Source organism: Streptomyces thermospinosisporus (assembly GCF_039526425.1).
In the GTDB taxonomy this organism is placed as follows: domain Bacteria; phylum Actinomycetota; class Actinomycetes; order Streptomycetales; family Streptomycetaceae; genus Streptomyces; species Streptomyces thermocarboxydovorans.
The window spans coordinates 1-18,774 of record NZ_BAAAIZ010000064.1 but is presented as its reverse complement, the minus strand read 5'-3'; the positions used below and the strand labels follow the sequence as shown (position 1 = coordinate 18,774).

Below are 18,774 nucleotides of genomic sequence, written 5' to 3'. Positions count from 1 at the left end.
CCTTGGCCTGTGCGGGAACGGCGGCCTCAGGGCCGGCCCGCGGGCGAGGTGCCGCGCGGGTGGTGCCGCTCGGGCTGCGGACGGCGGCTGCCGGCCGGGGTGACCGGAGTGCGCTCCGCGCGCGTGGTGTGCGGTCCCGGCGCCAGATAGGCGGGCGGACGGCTGCCCGCGCGGCCTGCGCCGACCGGCTCCCGCGCCGGGGCGTCGTCGTGGCCGGACAGCGGCGTGAGCACCACCGGAGCACCGGCGGGGCGGAGCCCGGCGGCCCGGCGGCGGTCGCGCCAGCGGTCCCGCAGGTCGAGGATCCGGGTCTCGGAACGGGCGATCAGCGGCTCGAACCAGGGCAGCGCCAGCAGGATCAGCAGGCCCGCCGCCCAGCCGAGGAGCACATCGCTCAGCCAGTGCGTACCGAGGTAGACGGTGGCCATGCCCACGCCGAGCGAGGTCACTGCGGACAGTGCCGACAGCCAGCGCCGCGCCCGCGGGGTGGAGGCCAGATAGGCCAGGATTCCCCAGGTCACCACGGCGTTCGCGGTGTGACCGCTGGGAAATATGTCCCCGCCGAGGAACATCTCGTTGGAGCCGATCTCCGTCGCGTAATGCGGTCCCAGGCGCCCCATGCCGTACTTGGCGGCGCCCACGGTGACGTTGAGCAGCAGCAGGGAGACCCCGAGCGCGAGCAGCGGGCGCAGCGTGTGCTGCCGCCAGGAGCGCCAGCCCAGCCAGGCCGCGACCATCACCGCGGTCGGACCGCGCTGGCCGAGGACCACGTAGTAGTCCACGAAGGCGTGCAGCTCGGACCACTGCTGGTAGGGGCGGAAGAACATCACCTGCCAGTCCAGCCGGACCAGCCAGGAGGTGTCGAGCACGGCCCACACGATCGCCAGGTAGAAGGCCAGAGTGGCGCCGAAGAGCACCACCCGGTGCCGGCTCATCCGCGGCACGTCGATGTGAGCCGGTCGTTCCGGCTCACGATCCAGCCTCGCGAACACCCGGTCCAGTCGGGTGGGCTTCCGTTCGGTACGCACCCGATCGACGTTACAGCGAGTGAGCGTGGAACCCCGTCGAATCAGCGGCTTTGTGATGACGATGTGATGTGGCATTCCTCTCAGCTGCGCCTTTAATTCCGGCATTTCTGCAATCACCGGAGGCCGTGGCTTTCAATTCTCCTGATCGTTACGGACAGTGAATTGGTTACGGCTTCTTCCATTGTTCGGCAAGGTTATGCCCGGGCATTTCCCGGGCCCTCACGCCCGCGTCCTGGCACCCGCGTCCGAGCGTCTCAGGGAGACCCGATCACGGGGACCCGATCACGGGGACCCGATCACGGGGACCCGATCACGGGGGACCCGAGCCGTTCAGCCAGAAGGCCCCGTACACCGCGGAGATCACCGCGAGCGCACCGATCACCGTTGTCGCGGTACGCCTGCCCCGCATCGCCAGGGCCATGGCCGGGGGCAGCAGCAGCGGAAAGGCCGGCAGCAGCAGACGCGGCTTGGAGCCGAAGTAGCTCGAGGCGCAGAGGGCGAGCGCCGTGACGACCCCGGCGTACACCAGGAGGGGGAGCGGCTGGCGCTGCCGTACGCAGACCGCGTACAGCCACACCACCAGCGCGACCCCGGCGATCAGCCCCAGCCCGGCCAGGACCGAGGGGAACGAGGTGAGCTTCCCGGCGACGAACCGGGCGAAGGCGTACCCCCCGTCGAACCCGTTCCGCCACCCGGCCTGCACCTTCAGGTAGCCGAAGACGCCGTCCCCGGTCCGCCACCCCACCCACAGCACATAGCCGGCCACGCCGAGCGGGGCGAGAGCCATGCCGAGGACCAGCCGCAGCCGGTCACCGGCGGCGGCGCGTGCCGCCGGCCGTGCGCCGCCGTCCGGTTCCGTGCTCCGGCCCCGCATCCAGCAGACCGCCCCGGCCGCCCAGACGGCCGCCACCACCGCAAGGCCCACCGGGCGGGTCAGGCCGGCCAGCGCCGCCAGGGCGCCCGCGGCGAGCCAGTGCCCCGTGAGGGCGGCGTACAGGGCCCAGGCGGCCAGCGCGGTGAACAGCGACTCGCTGTACGCCATCGACTGCACCACGCCGACCGGCAGCGCCGCCCACAGCAGGACCGCGCACACCGCCGTCCGGCGGCCGTGCACATGCTCCGCGACCGCGTAGATCCCGCAGGCCGCGGCGAGCGAGGCGAGCAGGCTGACCAGGAAGCCGCCGTCCGCGTACGACAGCGGCGACACCGCCGCCACCAGCCGCTCCAGCCAGGGCAGCAGCGGGAAGAATGCCAGGTTCGAGTGCACGTCCCCGTTCGGCAGCCGCACCTCGTAGCCGTAGCCCAGCTCGGCGACCCGGGTGTACCAGAGCGCGTCCCAGCGGGCCGTCAGCAGGGTGTACGCGCTCTTGCCGCGGGCCTCGCTCCACAGCGCGAGGACGATGAGGCCGAGGGCCCGCACGGCGGCGTACCCGAGGAGCGCCGGGGCGGCCCGGCGCAGGAGCGGGACGGGACGGGCCGCGGCACGCGGTGCAAGATCGGTCACCTGCCCGATTATCGACCGGAACGCGCACCTCCCCGCCAGGGACGGCTTCATCACGCCCGTTAGTGGCGTACACCACAGCGGTCTCACAGATGTGATGAGAGGCCCACCACTCGACCACGGCTCTCACTCGCGTACGCTGACGTGTCACTCGCCATGTCGTTGCGCGGGCCGGGGACACCGCTCCTCTCCGGCCGAGCCGCGGGGAGTCCCCACCCCGCGGGCCCGCCGACGCGAGGGAACATCTGGGAGGTACGTACATGTCCGGGACGACCACGGCCGCCACCGCGCTGCGCCGTCGGGCGGCCGGGGCCGGTGCCAACCGCTGGGTGGTGCTCGTCGTCCTCTGCGTCAGCCTGCTGCTCGTCGCCGTCGACGCCACCGTGCTGCACGTGGCGGTCCCCGCCGTCACCGAGGATCTCAAGCCCGGTGCGATCGAGCTGCTCTGGATCGTCGACGCCTATCCACTGGTGTGCGCCTCGCTGCTGATCCTCTTCGGCACGCTCGGCGACCGGGTCGGCCGCAGACGCGTCCTCCTGCTCGGCTACGCCCTCTTCGGCCTCGCCTCCGGCATGGCGGCCTTCGCGGACAACGCCCAGGTCCTCATCGTGGCGCGGGCGCTGCTCGGCGTCGGCGGCGCGATGATCATGCCGGCCACTCTGTCGATCCTCCGCCAGGTCTTCCCGGACCGGCGCGAGCGCGCCCTCGCCATCGGGGTGTGGAGCGCGGTCGCCGCGGTGGGCGCCGCCGTCGGGCCGCTGCTCGGCGGCTTCCTGCTGGAGCACTTCTGGTGGGGCTCGGTCTTCCTGGTCAACATCCCGCTGATGCTGGTCAGCCTCCCGGTGGGCCGGATCCTGCTGCCGGAGTCCAAGGGCGACGGCCGGGGCCCGTGGGACGTGGCCGGCGCGCTGATGGCGGCGGCCGGACTGTTCGCCCTGGTCTACGGAGTGAAGCGGCTCGGCAGCGGCGAGCACGTCACCGGCCCGGGCACGGTGCTGCCGCTGCTCGCCGGGGCCGTCCTGCTCGCCGTCTTCGTCCGCCGTCAGCGGCGCCGTGCGCACCCCCTGATCGACCTCAAAACGTTCTCCCGGCCCGCGTTCAGCACCTCGGTGGGCTGCATCGTGCTGGCCATGCTCGCGCTGGTCGGCCTGGAGCTGATCGCCGCCCAGTACCTCCAGCTGGTGCTCGGCCTGTCCCCGCTGGAGACAGGGCTGCGGCTGCTGCCGCTGACCTTCGCGGCGATGGCGGCCGGCCTCGCGGGCGCCAGGATGCTGCGCCGGTTCGGCCCGCGCCGCATGGTGTGCGCCGGCTTCTGCCTGACCGCCGCCGCCGTGGTGGCCCTCACCGCGATGGGCAGCCAGGACAACCCGGCGCTGATGCTGACCGGCTTCGTGCTGCTCGGCTTCGGCCTGGAGACCACCCTGTTCGGGGCGTACGAGTCGATGCTGAGCGAGGCGCCACCGGAGCAGGCGGGCGGCGCCGCGGCGATCGGCGAGACCTCCTACCAGCTCGGCGCCGGCATCGGCATCGCGCTCCTCGGCAGCGTCATGAACGCCGCCTACGCCCCCGGCCTCAGCGGTGTGCCCGGGGTGCCCGAGCGGGCGTCGGCGTCCGCCTCGCACTCGCTGGGCGAGGCCTACGAGGTCGCCGCCCAGCTCGGCGGCCCCGCCGGGACCGCCCTGCGCAACGCCGCCCGCCACTCCTTCGTGCACGGCCTGCATGTGACGCTGCTGGTCAGCGCCGGCCTGCTGCTGCTCGGCGCGGCGATGGCGCTGCGGCTGCCGCTCCGGATGCAGTGCGAGCCGCCGGTACTCGACCTGCCCGCTCCCCGCGAGGCCGCGGAGCCCCGGGTCTCCGAGCTGAAGGTGTGACACCTGCCGCGGGGCCGGGCTGGACGTGCGGCGGACGGCGTCGTAACGTCGCCCCGACCGCTTGACTAGCAGTGCTAGTCACATTGCCCCGGAGGGTCCCATGTCCGCGAAGTCAGCGAAGTCCGCGAAGCTGCCTCCCTTCGACCCCGCAGACCCGCTCGGCATCGACGATCTGCTGGAGCCGGAGGACCTGGCGATCCGGGACACCGTGCGCGGCTGGGCGGCCGACAGGGTGCTGCCGTACATCGCCGACTGGTACGAGAAGGGCGAGCTGCCCGGCATCCGGGAACTGGCCCGCGAGCTGGGCGGGATCGGGGCCCTCGGCATGTCCCTCGACGGCTACGGGTGCGCGGGCGCCAGCGCCGTGCAGTACGGGCTGGCCTGCCTGGAGCTGGAGGCGGCCGACTCCGGGATCCGCTCCCTGGTCTCGGTGCAGGGCTCCCTGGCGATGTACGCCATCCACCGCTACGGCAGCGAGGAGCAGAAGCAGGAGTGGCTGCCGCGGATGGCGTCCGGTGAGGTCATCGGCTGCTTCGGGCTCACCGAACCCGACCACGGCTCCGACCCGGCGTCGATGCGCACCTACGCCAAGCGTGACGGCTCCGACTGGGTGCTCAATGGCCGCAAGATGTGGATCACCAACGGCTCGGTGGCCGGGGTCGCGGTCGTGTGGGCGCAGACCGACGAGGGCATCCGCGGCTTCGCCGTGCCGACCGACGTCCCCGGCTTCTCCGCCCCCGAGATCAAGCACAAGTGGTCGCTGCGCGCCTCCGTCACCAGCGAGCTGGTTCTCGACGACGTCCGGCTGCCGGCCGACGCCGTGCTGCCGGAGGTCACCGGGCTGCGCGGCCCGCTGAGCTGTCTGTCGCACGCGCGGTACGGGATCGTCTGGGGCGCCATGGGCGCCGCGCGCAGCTGTTTCGAGGCGGCGGTCGACTACGCCAGGTCACGGGAGCAGTTCGGGCGGCCCATCGGCGGATTCCAGCTGACCCAGGCCAAACTCGCCGACATGGCGGTCGAACTGCACAAGGGGATTCTGCTCGCCCATCACCTGGGGCGGCGCATGGACGCCGGCCGCCTGCGTCCCGAGCAGGTCAGCTTCGGCAAGCTCAACAACGTCCGCGAGGCCATCGGCATCTGCCGCACGGCCCGCACGATTCTCGGTGCCAACGGGATCTCGCTGGAGTACCCCGTGATGCGGCACGCGACGAACCTCGAGTCGGTGCTCACCTACGAGGGCACCGTCGAGATGCACCAGCTGGTGCTGGGCAAGGCGCTCACCGGGATCGACGCGTTCCGGTAGACGGCCGGACCGGGGGAGGAGGCGGGACCGGTGAGCGTCCTGAAGGCGGTTCTGCCTCAGCTCTGGTTGAAGAAGCCGTCCGCCCGGTGCGCGGCGGGCTCACCGCTGACCACCTCGGTGTCGGCCGGGCTCAGCAGGAAGACCCGGTTGGACACCCGCTCGATGGAACCGCGCAGACCGAAGATCAGACCCGCGGCGAAGTCCACCACGCGCTTGGCGTCGGCGGCCTCCATGTTGGTGAGGTTCATGACGACGGGCACACCGTCGCGGAACAGCTCGCCGATCGCGCGGGCGTCCCGGAAGCTGTCCGGAGTGATGGTGCCGATGCGGCGGCCCTTCTCCTCGGCGACGTCCGAGGCCACCTTGACCCGCGGATCGGTGACCCAGGCATCCTCGGACTCGGCCCCGTCGGAGTAGTCGTCGTCGTAGTAACGCTCGTCTTCGGTGTCGTCGACGAGGCCCAGCCAGGCACTTGCCTTGCGTACCGATCCCATGGACGCCTCCTCTCACAGCGGTCTTGTCTTGCTTTCCGCACCCCTATGGTCGTCCATGATGCGGATGGCGCGCCAAGTGGATAGACGCCGCACGGGGGGTTTGTGACGGTACTGGTGCAGGACCGATCCGTCGAGAGTCCGTGTTTCCCAAGGGTCTTGATGCAAACGGCTGCTGACTGTGAGTGAAATATGATTCTTCGCGGCGTACGGGTGATGCGCGGTGCGTACGGGTGAATCCACGGCAATGAGAAGGCTCGATACGATGCCGCCGCTCAGCTTGTACTACTGCGACGGGGGACATCGTGTTCGGAATGGTCAGGCCCTGCCGGCACCGGCTGGGGGAGCGGTTCACGGCCCAGTGGATGGCCCACCTGTGCGGATTGTGCCTCGCGCTGCGCGGTGACCACGGTCAGCTCTCCCGCATCGTCACCAACTACGACGGGCTGCTCATCTCGGTATTGACGGAGGCTCAGGCCGGACCGGCCGAGGCGGGACGGCGCACGGCGGGACCGTGTCCGCTGCGCGGGATGCGCACCGCGTCCGTCGCACACGGTGAGGGCGCCAGGCTCGCGGCGGCCGTCTCCCTCGTGCTCGCCTCGGCCAAGGTGCGCGACCATGTCGCCGACGGCGACGGGCTGCTGGCGCGCCGGCCGGTCGCGCTCGCCGCCCGCCGGGTCGCCGCGAGCTGGGACCGGGCCGGCGCCCGCACCGGTTCGGACGTCGGCTTCGACACGGCCGTTCTGCTCGACGCCGTGGACCGCCAGACGGATGTGGAGGCCCTCGCCGGGCCCGGCACCTCGATCCTCACGGTCACCGAACCCACCGAGACCGCCACCGCGGCCGCCTTCGCCCACACCGCGGTGCTCGCCGGGCGCCCGCACAACGCCGCGCCGCTCGCCGAGGCCGGGCGCCTCTTCGGGCGCCTCGCGCATCTGCTGGACGCCGTGGAGGATCAGGAGGTTGACGCCGCGTCTGGTGCCTGGAACCCGCTCACCGCGACCGGCACCCCGCTCACCGAGGCGCGCCGCCTCGCCGACGACGCCGTGCACGGCATCCGGCTGGCGCTGCGGGAGGCCGACTTCACCGACCGGGGGCTGGTGCATCTGCTGCTGGTGCACGAGCTCAGGCGCTCGGTGGACCGGGCCTTCGGCACGGTGCCGGTGTGCGCCATCCACCAGCCGGGCGCGCAGGGACAGCACCCGCAGAACCCGTACGGGGGCGGCAATCCCCATGGAGGCGGGAATCCGTACGGCGGGGGCACCCCGTATACGGGCGGCAATCCGTATGCCGGCGGCGGGGGAGCGCCCGGTGGCGGCGGTGGCGGTGGTGACTTCGGCGGGTCCGGGGGATTTGGCGGGTCCGGGGGATTTGGCGGGTCCGGCGGGTCCGGCGGGTCCGGCGGATCGGGTGGGTTCGGTGGATCGGGTGGGTTCGGTGGCGGGGCCGCGCCTCAGCCGCCGCGGCGGCGTGGTTTCTGGGCCGGGTGCGGGATGTTCTGGCTGCTGTGCTGCACCTGCAAGTTGTGCTGCGCCAAGGAGTACGAGGGGCCGTGGTCGCGCAAGAAGCGTGAGGGCTGCTGCCGTGACTGCGATTGCGACTGCTGCGAGTGCTGCGACTGCTGACGCCGCTGCGTTCCGGCCGGGGAACCCTGAGCGAGCGATGCGGAAGGACGACTTCCGGACAATCGCGGGTGTGAGGTGTAAGCGCTCGCCGTGCCCTGACATGCGCTGTTCGCAGGCGACTTGGGCCTGTTCAGGGGGCAAGTCGGGCAGATGGTTCAAAGATTGACGGCCGAAAGGCACCCTTGCGCCGAACGGTCGGTCGGCCGAATACTCGCCGCAGCGCTTGTCAGGGACACAGCGGGTTCGGAATCCGGACACATGGGGTCCCCGGCTGCGCCTCACGGGCCCGAACCCCACGAGGGCCCCCGACTTCCTTTGTGGAGGAACGAAAAGTGAGGATCAAGCGCACCACCCCTCGCAGCGGCATTTCGAGACGGACCCGGCTGATCGCCGTCTCCACCGGCCTCGTGGCCGCTGCCGCGTTCGCGGTCCCCAGCGCGAACGCGTCCGACACCCCCACCGCCTTCAGCGCCTCCGAGCTCAAGAGTGCGAGCAGCTCCGTGCTGAAGGCCGACATCCCGGGTACCGCCTGGGCCGTCGACAGCAAGACCAACCGGGTGCTCGTCACCGTCGACAGCACCGTCTCGCAGGCCGAGATCGCCAAGATCAAGCAGCAGGCCGGCGCGAACGCCGACGCGCTGACCATCAAGCGCACTCCGGGCAAGTTCACCAAGCTGATCCAGGGCGGTGACGCCATCTACGCGAGCAGCTGGCGCTGCTCCCTCGGCTTCAATGTCCGTTCCAGCAGCGGCGCCGAGTACTTCCTGACCGCCGGTCACTGCACCGACGGCGCGGGCACCTGGTACTCCAACTCCGGCCGCACCACGGTGCTCGGCAGCACGGCCGGCTCCAGCTTCCCGGGCAACGACTACGGCATCGTCCGGTACACCAACTCCTCCGTCAGCAAGCCCGGCACGGCGGGCGGCGTGGACATCGTGCGCGCGGCCACCCCGAGCGTGGGCACCACCGTCATCCGTGACGGCTCCACCACGGGTACGCACAGCGGCCGGGTCACCGCGCTGAACGCGACCGTGAACTACGGCGGCGGCGACATCGTGTACGGGCTCATCCAGACCACCGTGTGCGCCGAGCCCGGCGACTCCGGCGGCCCGCTCTACGGCAGCAACGGCACGGCCTACGGTCTGACCTCCGGCGGCAGCGGCAACTGCACCACCGGTGGCACGACCTTCTTCCAGCCGGTGACGGAGGCCCTGAGCGCCTACGGCGTCAGCGTCTACTGAGGCCTCGGGCACGGACCGCCCCACCGGTCCCGCCCGTTCCACCGCAACCGGCTCACGGCGAGCCCCGGCACCCGGTCCAGGGTGCGGGGGCTCGCCCCTTTTTGTGTTGAATAACCGCTTTTGACGAGTCATGGGGGTTCGCTGCTGCCCCGGAGGCTCGGGGCAGATCCGGCGCGCCCGCGCGATACCGCGCACCGTTCGGATTCGGGCCCGGCGCCGTCGGTTTTCGGCCAGGTGTAGATGGCGTGAATCGGGTTGCTGGTTACCCGCTCGTAATGTTTGCAGAGTGAACCGGCCGCCGTGGTCAAGATGTGTCAGGACATAAGGGGCGTAAGGTCGTTGTCGTACGCGCGTCTCGAAGTCGACCTTGTGTGCGCCCTGTGAGATTCGGAAGAGTAGGCGCCGTTCAACCGGTGCGGGCGTGGCCATTTTCTTGCGGGCCGCCCTCGTGACCGTACGCCTTCCGGTTCGTGAGGCCCCCACAGCCTCCCGGACCGTCCCCCCACAGGAGGACGTGAGTTGAAGCACCGACGCATACCCAAGCGGCGTGCCGCCATGGCCGGCGGGGCGGTTGTCGCCCTGGCCGCCGCCGCAGTCACCTTCCAGACTGCGAACGCCAGTGAGACCCCGGCCGAATCCGCGCCCCGCACCCTCTCGGTGACGGCGGCCGGAAAGCTCGCCTCGACGCTCGCCGGAGAACTCGGCTCCGACGCGGCGGGTACGTACTACGACGCCAAGTCCAAGAGCCTCGTGGTGAACGTGGTCGACAAGGCCGCCGCCGAGACCGTCGAGAAGGCCGGAGCCAAGGCGAGAGTCGTCGCGAACTCCCTCGCCGACCTCAAGAGCGCGCGCACCACCCTCAAGCAGGACGCCACCATCCCCGGCACCTCCTGGGCGACCGACCCGGTGACCAACAAGGTCGTCGTCACCGCGGACCGCACGGTCTCCAAGGCCGAGTGGGCAAAGCTCACCGAGGTCGTCGAGAAGCTCGGTGCCAGGGCCGAACTGCAGCGCACCAAGGGCGAGTTCAAGCCCTTCATCGCGGGCGGTGACGCCATCACCGGCAACGGCGGGCGCTGCTCGCTCGGCTTCAACGTCACCAAGGGCGGCGAGCCGCACTTCCTCACCGCCGGGCACTGCACCGAGTCCATCTCCACCTGGTCGGACTCCTCCGGCAACGTGATCGGCGAAAACGCCGCCTCCAGCTTCCCGGGCGACGACTACGGCCTGGTCAAGTACACCGCCGACGTGGACCACCCGAGCGAGGTGAACCTCTACAACGGCTCCTCGCAGGCCATCTCCGGCGCCGTCGAGGCCACCGTCGGCATGCGGGTCACCCGCAGCGGCTCCACCACCCAGGTCCACTCCGGCACCGTCACGGGCCTGGACGCCACCGTGAACTACGGCAACGGCGACATCGTCAACGGCCTGATCCAGACCGACGTCTGCGCCGAGCCCGGTGACAGCGGCGGCTCGCTCTTCTCGGGCGACAAGGCGGTCGGCCTCACCTCCGGCGGCAGCGGCGACTGCACCTCCGGCGGCACGACCTTCTTCCAGCCGGTGACGGAGGCCCTGTCGGCCACCGGCACCCAGATCGGCTGACGCACACCCGCACCACGCGCAGAAGTCCCGCTCCTGGCATCAGGGGCGGGACTTCTCGCGTTGCGCCGGTGGGCGGCCATGCGTGCGGTGGCCGTCGGTGGTGGGGGCGGCGGGTGTCAGCCGGCCGGCGGCCGGTCGTCCTCCCTCGTGCGCAGGGCGGCCATCACCAGCGTCACCGCGATGCCCGCCAGCGCCCACGCCGAGAGCACCAGCAGCGAGACGGTCATGCCGTGGCCGCCGAAGTACACGATCGAGCGCGCCGCCCAGGTCCCCGCGCCCGGCGGCAGCGCCGGGCCGATCGCCGCCCAGAACGGCGGGAGCAGCGGGGGCGGCAGCGCGCCGCCGGCGCTCGGGTTGCCCAGGATCACCACCAGCAGGATGGCGAGCCCGATACCGACGATGCCGAAGATCCCCTGCAGCGCGAGGGTGGCCGCGCCGACCGCGAAGGTGATCAGCGCACCCAGCCCCCACAGGGCCGCGACACTCCCCGGCAGGGCGCCCAGGACCGGGCCGACGATCACGGCACCGCCGAGCCCGCCGGCCAGGCCGACCACCGCCATGGTGCCCAGCCGGATCAGGGCACGCCGGGGCGTGGCCGCCCGGGCGCCCGAGCTGATGGCGAGGATCGACGCGCACAGATAGCCGCCCACGCACCAGCCGACCACCAGGTAGAAGGACGACAGCCCGCTCGCGTCCCGGCCGGCCGCCGGGGCGACGTCGACCACCCGCAGCGAGCGCTGCTCGGATCTCTCCAGAGCGCCGACGAGCCGCTCCAGCGAGGTGGCGAGCGCGGCCCCGCCGCCGGTGGCGACCAGCAGGGTGTCGGTGGTGCCCGCCGGGTCGAGGATCAGCGCGCCGTCGAGGTCGCGGTCCTGGATCTGCCGCCGGGCCGTGGACGCGTCGGGCACCGTGCGGGCGTCCAGGGGCGAGCCGGGCAGCCGCTCCAGCCGGGTCACCGCCTGCCCGGCCGCGGCCGCGGGCGCGACGACCCCGAAGGAGGCGTCGCGCAGCTTCGGGTCGTGCAGGGCCCCGACGTAGGAGGTGATGAACAGCAGCTGGAGCGCGATCACCCCGGCGACGAGCAGCGTGGCGTGCGGGGTGACGGCGTCCTTCAGCTCGTCGAGGAACGAGCCCCTCCCCGAGTCGGCGCCGGTGCTCTGCGTCATGCCCCCACGGTGCGAGGGGCCGGGTGTTTGCGCAGGTGGGACGGGGCCGAACGGATGTCGCACACGTATTCGAGAATTGGTCTATGGTGGGGGTGAGGTAGCTGGGAACATTTGTTCGAGAGCCGGTCGAGGCTCACGAGTGCGGGAGGTGCGTGTGCCGGGTTTCACGCATCTGCACACCGTCTCCGGGTTCTCCCTGCGCTACGGCGCCTCCCACCCGGAACGGCTGGCCGAGTGCGCCGGCGAACGGGGCATGGACGCCCTCGCCCTCACCGACCGCGACAGCCTCGCCGGGTCCGTCCGCTTCGCCAAGGCCTGCGCCGGGGCGGGGGTGCGCCCCCTGTTCGGTGCGGAGCTGGCGGTGGCCCCGCCCGCGGCCCCGGGCGGTGACGGGTCCGTCCGCAGGGAGCGGCGCCGCACCCCGGTGCGCGGCGGTGCCTTCATCGACGAATCGACACCCCGGGTCACCTTCCTCGCCCGGGCCGGCGCCCGCGGCTGGGCCGATCTGTGCCGACTGGTCTCCGCCGCCCACACCGCCGAGGGGCTGCCGCGGCTGTCCTGGGAGGACAACCACGCCGACGGCCTGACCGTGCTGCTCGGCCCCGACTCCGACGTCGGCCGCGCGCTGGCGGGCGGCCGCCCCGACCGGGCCGCCCGGCTGCTCGCCCCCTGGCGGGAGGTCTACGGCGACGCCCTGCGCCTGGAGACCGTCTGGCACGGCCGCAAGGGCACCGGCCCCGGCTCCCTGCGCCTGGCCGCCCGCACCCTCGGCTTCGCCGCCGAGCAGCGCGTCCGCCCCGTGCTCAGCAACGCCGTCCGCTACGCCGACCCCGGCCTCGGCCCGGTCGCCGACGTCCTGGACGCCGCCCGCCGGCTGGTCCCCATCGACCCGGCCAAGGGGCTCGACTCGGGCGAGGCCTGGCTCAAGGGCCCGGACGAGATGGCGAGGATCGCCGAGCGGATCGTGGAGGCCGCGGGCTTCCGCCGCGAGGCGGCGCACCGGCTGCTCGAGCAGACCCAGGCCACGGCCGCCGAGTGCCTGGTCGACCCCGAGGACGACCTCGGCATGGGCAGCGTCCACTTCCCCGAGCCGCACCTCGTCGGCGCCGGCCGGCGCACCGCCCAGCGGGCGCTGGCCTCCCGGGCGGCGGCGGGCATGGTGCTGCGCGGCTACGCAGGGCGCCGCGAGTACTGGGAGCGGATGCACCACGAGCTGGACATCATCGCCCACCACGGCTTCGCCTCGTACTTCCTGACGGTCGCCCAGGTCGTCGACGACGTGCGGGACATGGGCATCCGGGTGGCCGCCCGGGGCTCCGGCGCGGGCTCGCTCGTCAACCACCTGCTGGGCATCGCGCACGCCGACCCGGTCGAGCACGGGCTGCTGATGGAGCGCTTCCTGTCCAAGGAGCGGGTGGTGCTGCCCGACATCGACATCGACGTGGAGTCCGCCCGCCGGCTCGAGGTGTACCGCGCGATCATCGACCGGTTCGGCACCGAGCGGGTCGCCACGGTCGCGATGCCGGAGACCTACCGCGTACGCCACGCCATCCGTGACGTCGGCGCCGCGCTGTCCATGGACCCGGCCGAGATCGACCGCGTCGCCAAGTCCTTCCCGCACATCCGCGCCCGCGACGCCCGCGCGGCGCTCCGGGAGCTGCCCGAGCTGCGGCAGCTGGCGGGGGAGCAGGAGAAGTACGGGCGGCTGTGGGAGCTGGTCGAGGCCCTCGACGCGCTCCCGCGCGGGATCGCCATGCACCCCTGCGGAGTGCTGCTGTCCGACGCCTCCCTGCTCACCCGGACGCCGGTCATGCCGACCAGCGGCGAGGGCTTTCCCATGGCGCAGTTCGACAAGGACGACGTGGAGGACCTCGGGCTGCTCAAGCTCGATGTGCTGGGCGTGCGGATGCAGTCGGCGATGGCGCACGCGGTCGCCGAGGTGGAGCGGGCGACGGGGGAGCGGATCGACCTGGACGCGGTGCCCGAGGGCGACCCGGCGACGTATGCGCTCATCCGGTCCACCGAGACGCTCGGCTGCTTCCAGATCGAGTCGCCGGGCCAGCGGGACCTGGTGGGGCGGCTCCAGCCGGCCACCTTCCACGACCTCGTGGTCGACATCTCCCTGTTCCGCCCGGGGCCGGTCGCCGCCGACATGGTGCGGCCGTTCATCGAGGCCCGGCACGGGCGGGCGCCGGTGCGCTATCCGCACCAGGACCTCGAGGAGCCGCTGAAGGGGACGTACGGGGTCGTCGTCTTCCACGAGCAGGTCATCGACATCGTCTCGATCATGACCGGCTGCGGGCGCGGCGAGGCGGACCGGGTGCGGCGCGGGCTGTCCGACCCGGAGTCGCAGGGGCGCATCAAAGTGTGGTTCACCCAGCACGCGGAGGCCCGCGGCTATGACGCGGAAACGATTCAGCGGACCTGGGAGATCGTCGAGGCCTTCGGCTCGTACGGCTTCTGCAAGGCGCACGCCGTCGCCTTCGCCGTGCCGACGTACCAGTCGGCGTGGCTGAAGGCCCATCACCCGGCCGCCTTCTACGCCGGGCTGCTCACCCACGACCCCGGGATGTACCCGAAGCGGCTGCTGCTGGCGGACGCGCGGCGGCGCGGGGTGCCGATCCTGCCACTGGACGTGAACAAGTCGGGGGTCGCACACCGGATCGAACTGGTGTCTGAATCAGGTGAACCGGGGTCGAAGGTGTGGGGCCTGCGGCTGGCGCTCTCCGATGTGCACGGCATCAGCGAGGCCGAGGCGGAGCGGATCGCCGAGGGCCAGCCGTACGCCTCCCTCCTCGACTTCTGGGAACGGGCCCGGCCCAGCAGGCCGATCGCGCAGCGGCTGGCCCAGGTCGGCGCGCTGGACGCGTTCGGCGCCAACCGGCGCGATCTGCAGCTGCATCTGACCGAACTGCACCGGGGCGCACGCGGTGGATGCGGGGACCAGCTCCCCCTGGCCGGCGGACGCAAGACCGCCTCCGCCGGGCTGCCCGACCTCACCCCGGCGGAGCGGCTCAGCGCCGAGCTGGGCGTGCTGTCCATGGACGCCTCGCGCAATCTGATGGACGACCACCGGGAGTTCCTGGCCGAGCTGGGCGTGGTCTCCGCGCGGCGGCTGCGGGAGGCCCGGCACGGGGAGACGGTGCTGGTCGCGGGCGCCAAGGCGGCCACCCAGACGCCGCCCATCCGCTCCGGCAAGCGGGTCATCTTCTCCACCCTGGACGACGGCACGGGCCTGGTCGACCTCGCCTTCTTCGACGACTCCCACGACGCCTGCGCCCACACCGTCTTCCACTCCTGGCTGCTGCTGGTGCGCGGGGTGGTGCAGCGCCGCGGCCCGCGCAGCCTCAGCGTGGTCGGCTCGGCGGTCTGGAACCTCGCCGAGCTGCTGGAGGTGCGGCAGACGGAGGGGCTGGAGGGGGTCGCGGCGCGGCTGGCGGCGACCGGCGGTACCGGCGCCGAGGACACCGAGGACACCGCGGGGGACGGCGCCGCCCGCAGGCGGCTCGCCGGGTCGGACGGGCGGCCCGCGCCGGCCGGTTCCGCGGCCCGGGACCCGATGGAGGCCAGTCGGACCGAGGAGAACAGGGAGAACAAGGAGAGCCGGGAGAGCAGGGAGAGCCGGGAGAGCAGGGAGAGCAGGGAGAGCAGGGAGAGCAGGGAGAACAGGGAGAACAGGAGGATCCGGATGCCCACGGGGTACGAGATGCACCCCTGGGCCGATCTGCGCCCCGCGGGCGAGGGACCCGCGGTGGGAAGGAAGTTGTGGCACCAGAGTCCGGGGAGTGCGGGATGACCATCCTCTGCGTACGTTTCCAGCTGCCGTCGGCGCACGAGGCGGCCCTGCCGGGGCTGCTCGGGCTGCTGGAGGAGTTCACCCCCGTCGTCCAGGCCCTGCCGCCGGACGGGGCGCTGGCCGATCTGCACGGCGCCGAGCGGTACTTCGGGCGCACCGCGCTCGAACTGGCCTCGGTGATCCGGGTCCGTGCCCTCGCCCTGCACGGGGTCGACTGCGTGATCGGCGCCGGACCGGGACCGATGCTGGCCAGGATGGCGCTGCGGGACGCCCGGCCCGGAGTGACCGGCGTGGTACCGGAGGACGCCGTCGCGGAGTATCTCGCCGACAAGCCCGTGGCCGCCCTGCCCGGGGTCGGCACCAGGACCGCCCGCACCCTGTGCGAGTACGGCCTCGACACCCTCGGCCGGGTCGCCGGGGCACCGCTGTCCACGCTGCAGCGGCTGCTGGGCGCGCGCACCGGCCGTGAGCTGCGGGAGAAGGCGCAGGGCATCGACCGCGGCCGGGTCGTCCCGAACGCCGTCTCCCGGTCACTGGCCACCGAACGCCCTTTCGGCCGCGACGAGCTGAGCCCCGAACGGCACCGCCGCGCCCTGCTGTCGGCCGCCGAGGAACTGGGCGCCCGGCTGCGCGCCGTGGACAAGGTCTGCCGCGCCCTCACCCTCACCGTGCGCTACGCCGACCGGTCGGCGACCACCCGCACCCGCACGCTGGAGGAGCCGACGGCGCACTCCGCGGCGCTGACCCGGGCCGCCTACGCCCTCTACGAGGCGCTCGGGCTGCAGCGCGCCCGGGTCCGCGCGATGGCCCTGCGCGTGGAGGGGCTCGACCCCGCCGAACAGGCCGCCCATCAGCTCACCTTCGACCCGGTGGACGAGAAGGTGCGCCGCCTGGAGGAGGTCGCCGACCGCGCGCGGGCCAGGTTCGGACCCCGGGCGGTGATGCCCGGCTCGCTGGCCGCGTAGCGCCCGGGAAGGCGGGGCTCGGAACGGCGGGGCTCGGAACGGCGGGGCTCGGAACGGCGGGGCTCGGGGCGACGGGGCTCAGCGGGCCCACGGCGGAGCGATCCGCGTCCCGTCGGCCAGCTCCGCCTCCAGGCCCACCGAGGTGGTGACCCAGGTGGTCGCGGGCCGCTCGGCGGGGTTGGCGAGGGCGAACGTCGTACCGGCACCCACGATCACGGTGTCGCCCGCGGTGATGTGCTCGGTGCGGCCGTCCAGGGTGACCCGCAGCTCGCCGTCGAGCAGATACAGGATCTCCTCCCGGCTGACGGTGTGCGCGGGGCCCTCGGCCCCGGCGGGTATCTCACCCCGCCAGGCGCACAGCTCCCTGCTGCCGGTGCGGGGCGCGGCGCAGGAGACGAAGCGGACGCCGTGCAGTTCATGGGTGACGGTGTCGGCGGGACGGACGACGGGCATGGCTGTCTCCCGGTTCATGGAGGCTGAGAAGCGATCTGGATAGTCAAGCTACTTGACCATATGGTCAAGCTGCTTGACCTTCTCGTCAAAGGTGTTTCAATGCCCTCGTGCAGAACTCCGAGGCCATGGCCCTGTCCGCCGCCCTGCTCGCCGCCGCGGGCGAACTCGTCCGGCGCATCCATGAGGGCGTGGCCGCCCGCGGGTTCGAGGGGGTGCGGCCGGTGCACGGGTTCGCCTTCGCGCGGCTCGCCCCGGACGGGGCGACGGTCACCGAGCTGGCCGCGCATCTGGGGGTGACCAAGCAGGCCGCCAGTCAGCTGGTCGAGGAGATGGTGCGCCGGGGGTACGCCGAGCGCCGGCCGCATCCGGTGGATGCGCGGGCGCGGCTGGTGGTACTGACCGAGCAGGGGTGGGCGTGCGCGCGGGCCGCCGAGGAGGCGGCCGCGGAGGCGGTGCGGGGGTGGAGCGAGGTGCTGGGCGAGGGCGACCTGCGGCTGCTGTGGGAGCGTTTGGCGCGGATCGCGCCCGACGGGCCCATCCGGCCTGGTTGGTGATGCGCTGTCAGGTTCGATCCGCTGTTGGTTATCACTGGAAGTTTTTACCGACACGTAACTTCCCACGGTGGCTACTCGCCCGTAACTTGACGAGTGAACAGCATCCTCGTGATCCGGATCACAGGTCGTAAGGACCCCACCCTTCGCAAGGAGATCACGCGATGCTGCCCTGGAAACGCGTTCTCAGACCACTCGCCGCCCTGATCCTCGCCGCCGCGGCCGTCACCGTCCCCACCGCCACCAGCGCCCAGGCCGCCGAGACCGCCGCCCCCAGCCGCGGCTGGAACGACTACCGCTGCAAGCCCTCCGCCGCCCACCCCAGGCCCGTCGTCCTGGTCCACGGCACCTTCGGCAACTCCGTCGACAACTGGCTCGGCCTCGCGCCCTACCTCGAGCACCGCGGCTACTGCGTCTTCTCCCTCGACTACGGGCAGCTCCCCGGGGTCCCCTTCTTCCACGGCCTCGGCCCCATCGAGAAGTCCGCGGAGCAGCTCGACGCGTTCGTCGACAAGGTGCTCGCCGCCACCGGCGCCGACGAGGTCGACATCGTCGGCCACTCGCAGGGCGGCATGATGCCCCGCTACTACCTCAAGTTCCTCGGCGGCGCCGACGAGGTGAACGCCCTCGTGGGCCTCGCGCCCAACAACCACGGCACCACCCTGCTGGGGCTCGCGAAGCTGCTGCCGTACTTCCCGGGCGCCGAAGACCTGCTGAGCACCGCCACCCCCGCCCTCGCCCAGCAGATCACCGGCTCCGACTTCCTCACCAAGCTCAACGCGGGCGGCGACACCGTCCCCGGCGTGAGCTACACCGTCCTCGTCACCCGGTACGACGAGGTGCTCACCCCGTACCGCAACCAGTTCCTCAGCGGCCCCGATGTGCGCAACGTCCTGCTCCAGGACCTGTGTCCGCTCGACCTGTCCGAGCACGCGGCCATCGCCCTGTTCGACCGCATCGCCTTCCACGAGGTGGCCAACGCCCTCGACCCGGCCCACGCGAAAAGAACCACCTGCGCCTCGGTCTTCAGCTGACACGTGTACACGGCCTGCTGACACGTGTAGCCGCCCTGGCCCAACCGGCTGACACGTGTCAGGGCGCGGGACGCACATGGGGGCCTGTCCGGCCTGAGCCGCCGGACAGGCCCCCCGGTCATCCGGCCGGCTCAGCGGCCGTGCCGG

At 72.3% G+C, this 18,774-nt stretch carries 14 protein-coding genes; 9 read left to right on the top strand and 5 right to left on the bottom strand.

Annotated features, from left to right (window positions below; translation table 11 throughout):
• Window positions 1–26: 26 nt before the first annotated feature.
• Together ABD207_RS21125 and ABD207_RS21120 are read right to left on the bottom strand one after the other, a co-directional pair.
• On the bottom strand, window positions 27–1,028 hold the full coding sequence (locus ABD207_RS21125; RefSeq protein ID WP_344014657.1) for a phosphatase PAP2 family protein: 1,002 nt from the start codon (window positions 1,026–1,028) through the stop codon (window positions 27–29).
• 310 nt (window positions 1,029–1,338) lie between these two features.
• A complete protein-coding gene (locus tag ABD207_RS21120) occupies window positions 1,339–2,532 on the bottom strand; it encodes a glycosyltransferase family 39 protein (protein ID WP_344014656.1) in 1,194 nt (397 codons plus the stop codon).
• Between the two features lie 257 nt (window positions 2,533–2,789).
• Here ABD207_RS21120 and ABD207_RS21115 point away from each other — a divergent pair, with 257 nt between their 5' ends.
• Together ABD207_RS21115 and ABD207_RS21110 are read left to right on the top strand one after the other, a co-directional pair.
• Window positions 2,790–4,400: an MFS transporter gene (locus tag ABD207_RS21115; RefSeq protein ID WP_344014655.1), complete on the top strand. Its 1,611-nt coding sequence runs from the start codon at window positions 2,790–2,792 to the stop codon at window positions 4,398–4,400.
• A gap of 100 nt (window positions 4,401–4,500) precedes the next feature.
• Window positions 4,501–5,703 carry an acyl-CoA dehydrogenase family protein gene (locus tag ABD207_RS21110; RefSeq protein WP_344014654.1) on the top strand — a complete coding sequence of 401 codons (1,203 nt, stop codon included), beginning with the start codon at window positions 4,501–4,503 and terminating at the stop codon, window positions 5,701–5,703.
• 56 nt (window positions 5,704–5,759) lie between these two features.
• Here the strand turns inward: ABD207_RS21110 and ABD207_RS21105 are convergent, their stop codons facing one another.
• Window positions 5,760–6,197: a cell division protein SepF gene (locus ABD207_RS21105; RefSeq protein ID WP_344014653.1), complete on the bottom strand. Its 438-nt coding sequence runs from the start codon at window positions 6,195–6,197 to the stop codon at window positions 5,760–5,762.
• Window positions 6,198–6,499: 302 nt separating this feature from the next.
• Between ABD207_RS21105 and ABD207_RS21100 the strand changes: the two genes are divergently transcribed.
• From ABD207_RS21100 to ABD207_RS21090, 3 genes are all read left to right on the top strand, one after another.
• Window positions 6,500–7,819, top strand: coding sequence for a DUF5685 family protein (locus ABD207_RS21100; RefSeq protein ID WP_344014652.1), 1,320 nt, complete (start codon window positions 6,500–6,502; stop codon window positions 7,817–7,819).
• A gap of 332 nt (window positions 7,820–8,151) precedes the next feature.
• Window positions 8,152–9,060, top strand: a complete 909-nt coding sequence (locus ABD207_RS21095; protein WP_344014651.1) for a S1 family peptidase — start codon at window positions 8,152–8,154, stop codon at window positions 9,058–9,060.
• 519 nt (window positions 9,061–9,579) lie between these two features.
• Window positions 9,580–10,662: a S1 family peptidase gene (locus ABD207_RS21090; RefSeq protein ID WP_425580782.1), complete on the top strand. Its 1,083-nt coding sequence runs from the start codon at window positions 9,580–9,582 to the stop codon at window positions 10,660–10,662.
• 116 nt (window positions 10,663–10,778) lie between these two features.
• Here the strand turns inward: ABD207_RS21090 and ABD207_RS21085 are convergent, their stop codons facing one another.
• On the bottom strand, window positions 10,779–11,828 hold the full coding sequence (locus tag ABD207_RS21085; RefSeq protein ID WP_344014650.1) for a DUF3533 domain-containing protein: 1,050 nt from the start codon (window positions 11,826–11,828) through the stop codon (window positions 10,779–10,781).
• 154 nt (window positions 11,829–11,982) lie between these two features.
• Between ABD207_RS21085 and ABD207_RS21080 the strand changes: the two genes are divergently transcribed.
• Together ABD207_RS21080 and ABD207_RS21075 are read left to right on the top strand one after the other, a co-directional pair.
• Window positions 11,983–15,624, top strand: a complete 3,642-nt coding sequence (locus ABD207_RS21080; RefSeq protein WP_344014649.1) for a DNA polymerase III subunit alpha — start codon at window positions 11,983–11,985, stop codon at window positions 15,622–15,624.
• Complete coding sequence (locus ABD207_RS21075) at window positions 15,621–16,589, top strand: DNA polymerase Y family protein (protein WP_344014648.1); 969 nt, start codon at window positions 15,621–15,623, stop codon at window positions 16,587–16,589. The genes ABD207_RS21080 and ABD207_RS21075 overlap by 4 nt, the downstream gene beginning before the upstream one ends.
• Window positions 16,590–16,667: 78 nt before the next feature.
• Here ABD207_RS21075 and ABD207_RS21070 read toward each other — a convergent pair whose 3' ends face one another.
• On the bottom strand, window positions 16,668–17,042 hold the full coding sequence (locus ABD207_RS21070) for a cupin domain-containing protein (RefSeq protein WP_344014647.1): 375 nt from the start codon (window positions 17,040–17,042) through the stop codon (window positions 16,668–16,670).
• Window positions 17,043–17,149: 107 nt separating this feature from the next.
• Between ABD207_RS21070 and ABD207_RS21065 the strand changes: the two genes are divergently transcribed.
• Together ABD207_RS21065 and ABD207_RS21060 are read left to right on the top strand one after the other, a co-directional pair.
• The gene (locus ABD207_RS21065) at window positions 17,150–17,596 is read left to right on the top strand and encodes a MarR family winged helix-turn-helix transcriptional regulator (protein WP_344014646.1); all 447 of its coding nucleotides are present in this window, start codon (window positions 17,150–17,152) and stop codon (window positions 17,594–17,596) included.
• Between the two features lie 161 nt (window positions 17,597–17,757).
• Window positions 17,758–18,627 carry an esterase/lipase family protein gene (locus ABD207_RS21060; protein ID WP_344014645.1) on the top strand — a complete coding sequence of 290 codons (870 nt, stop codon included), beginning with the start codon at window positions 17,758–17,760 and terminating at the stop codon, window positions 18,625–18,627.
• The last annotated feature ends 147 nt before the right edge of the window (window positions 18,628–18,774 follow it).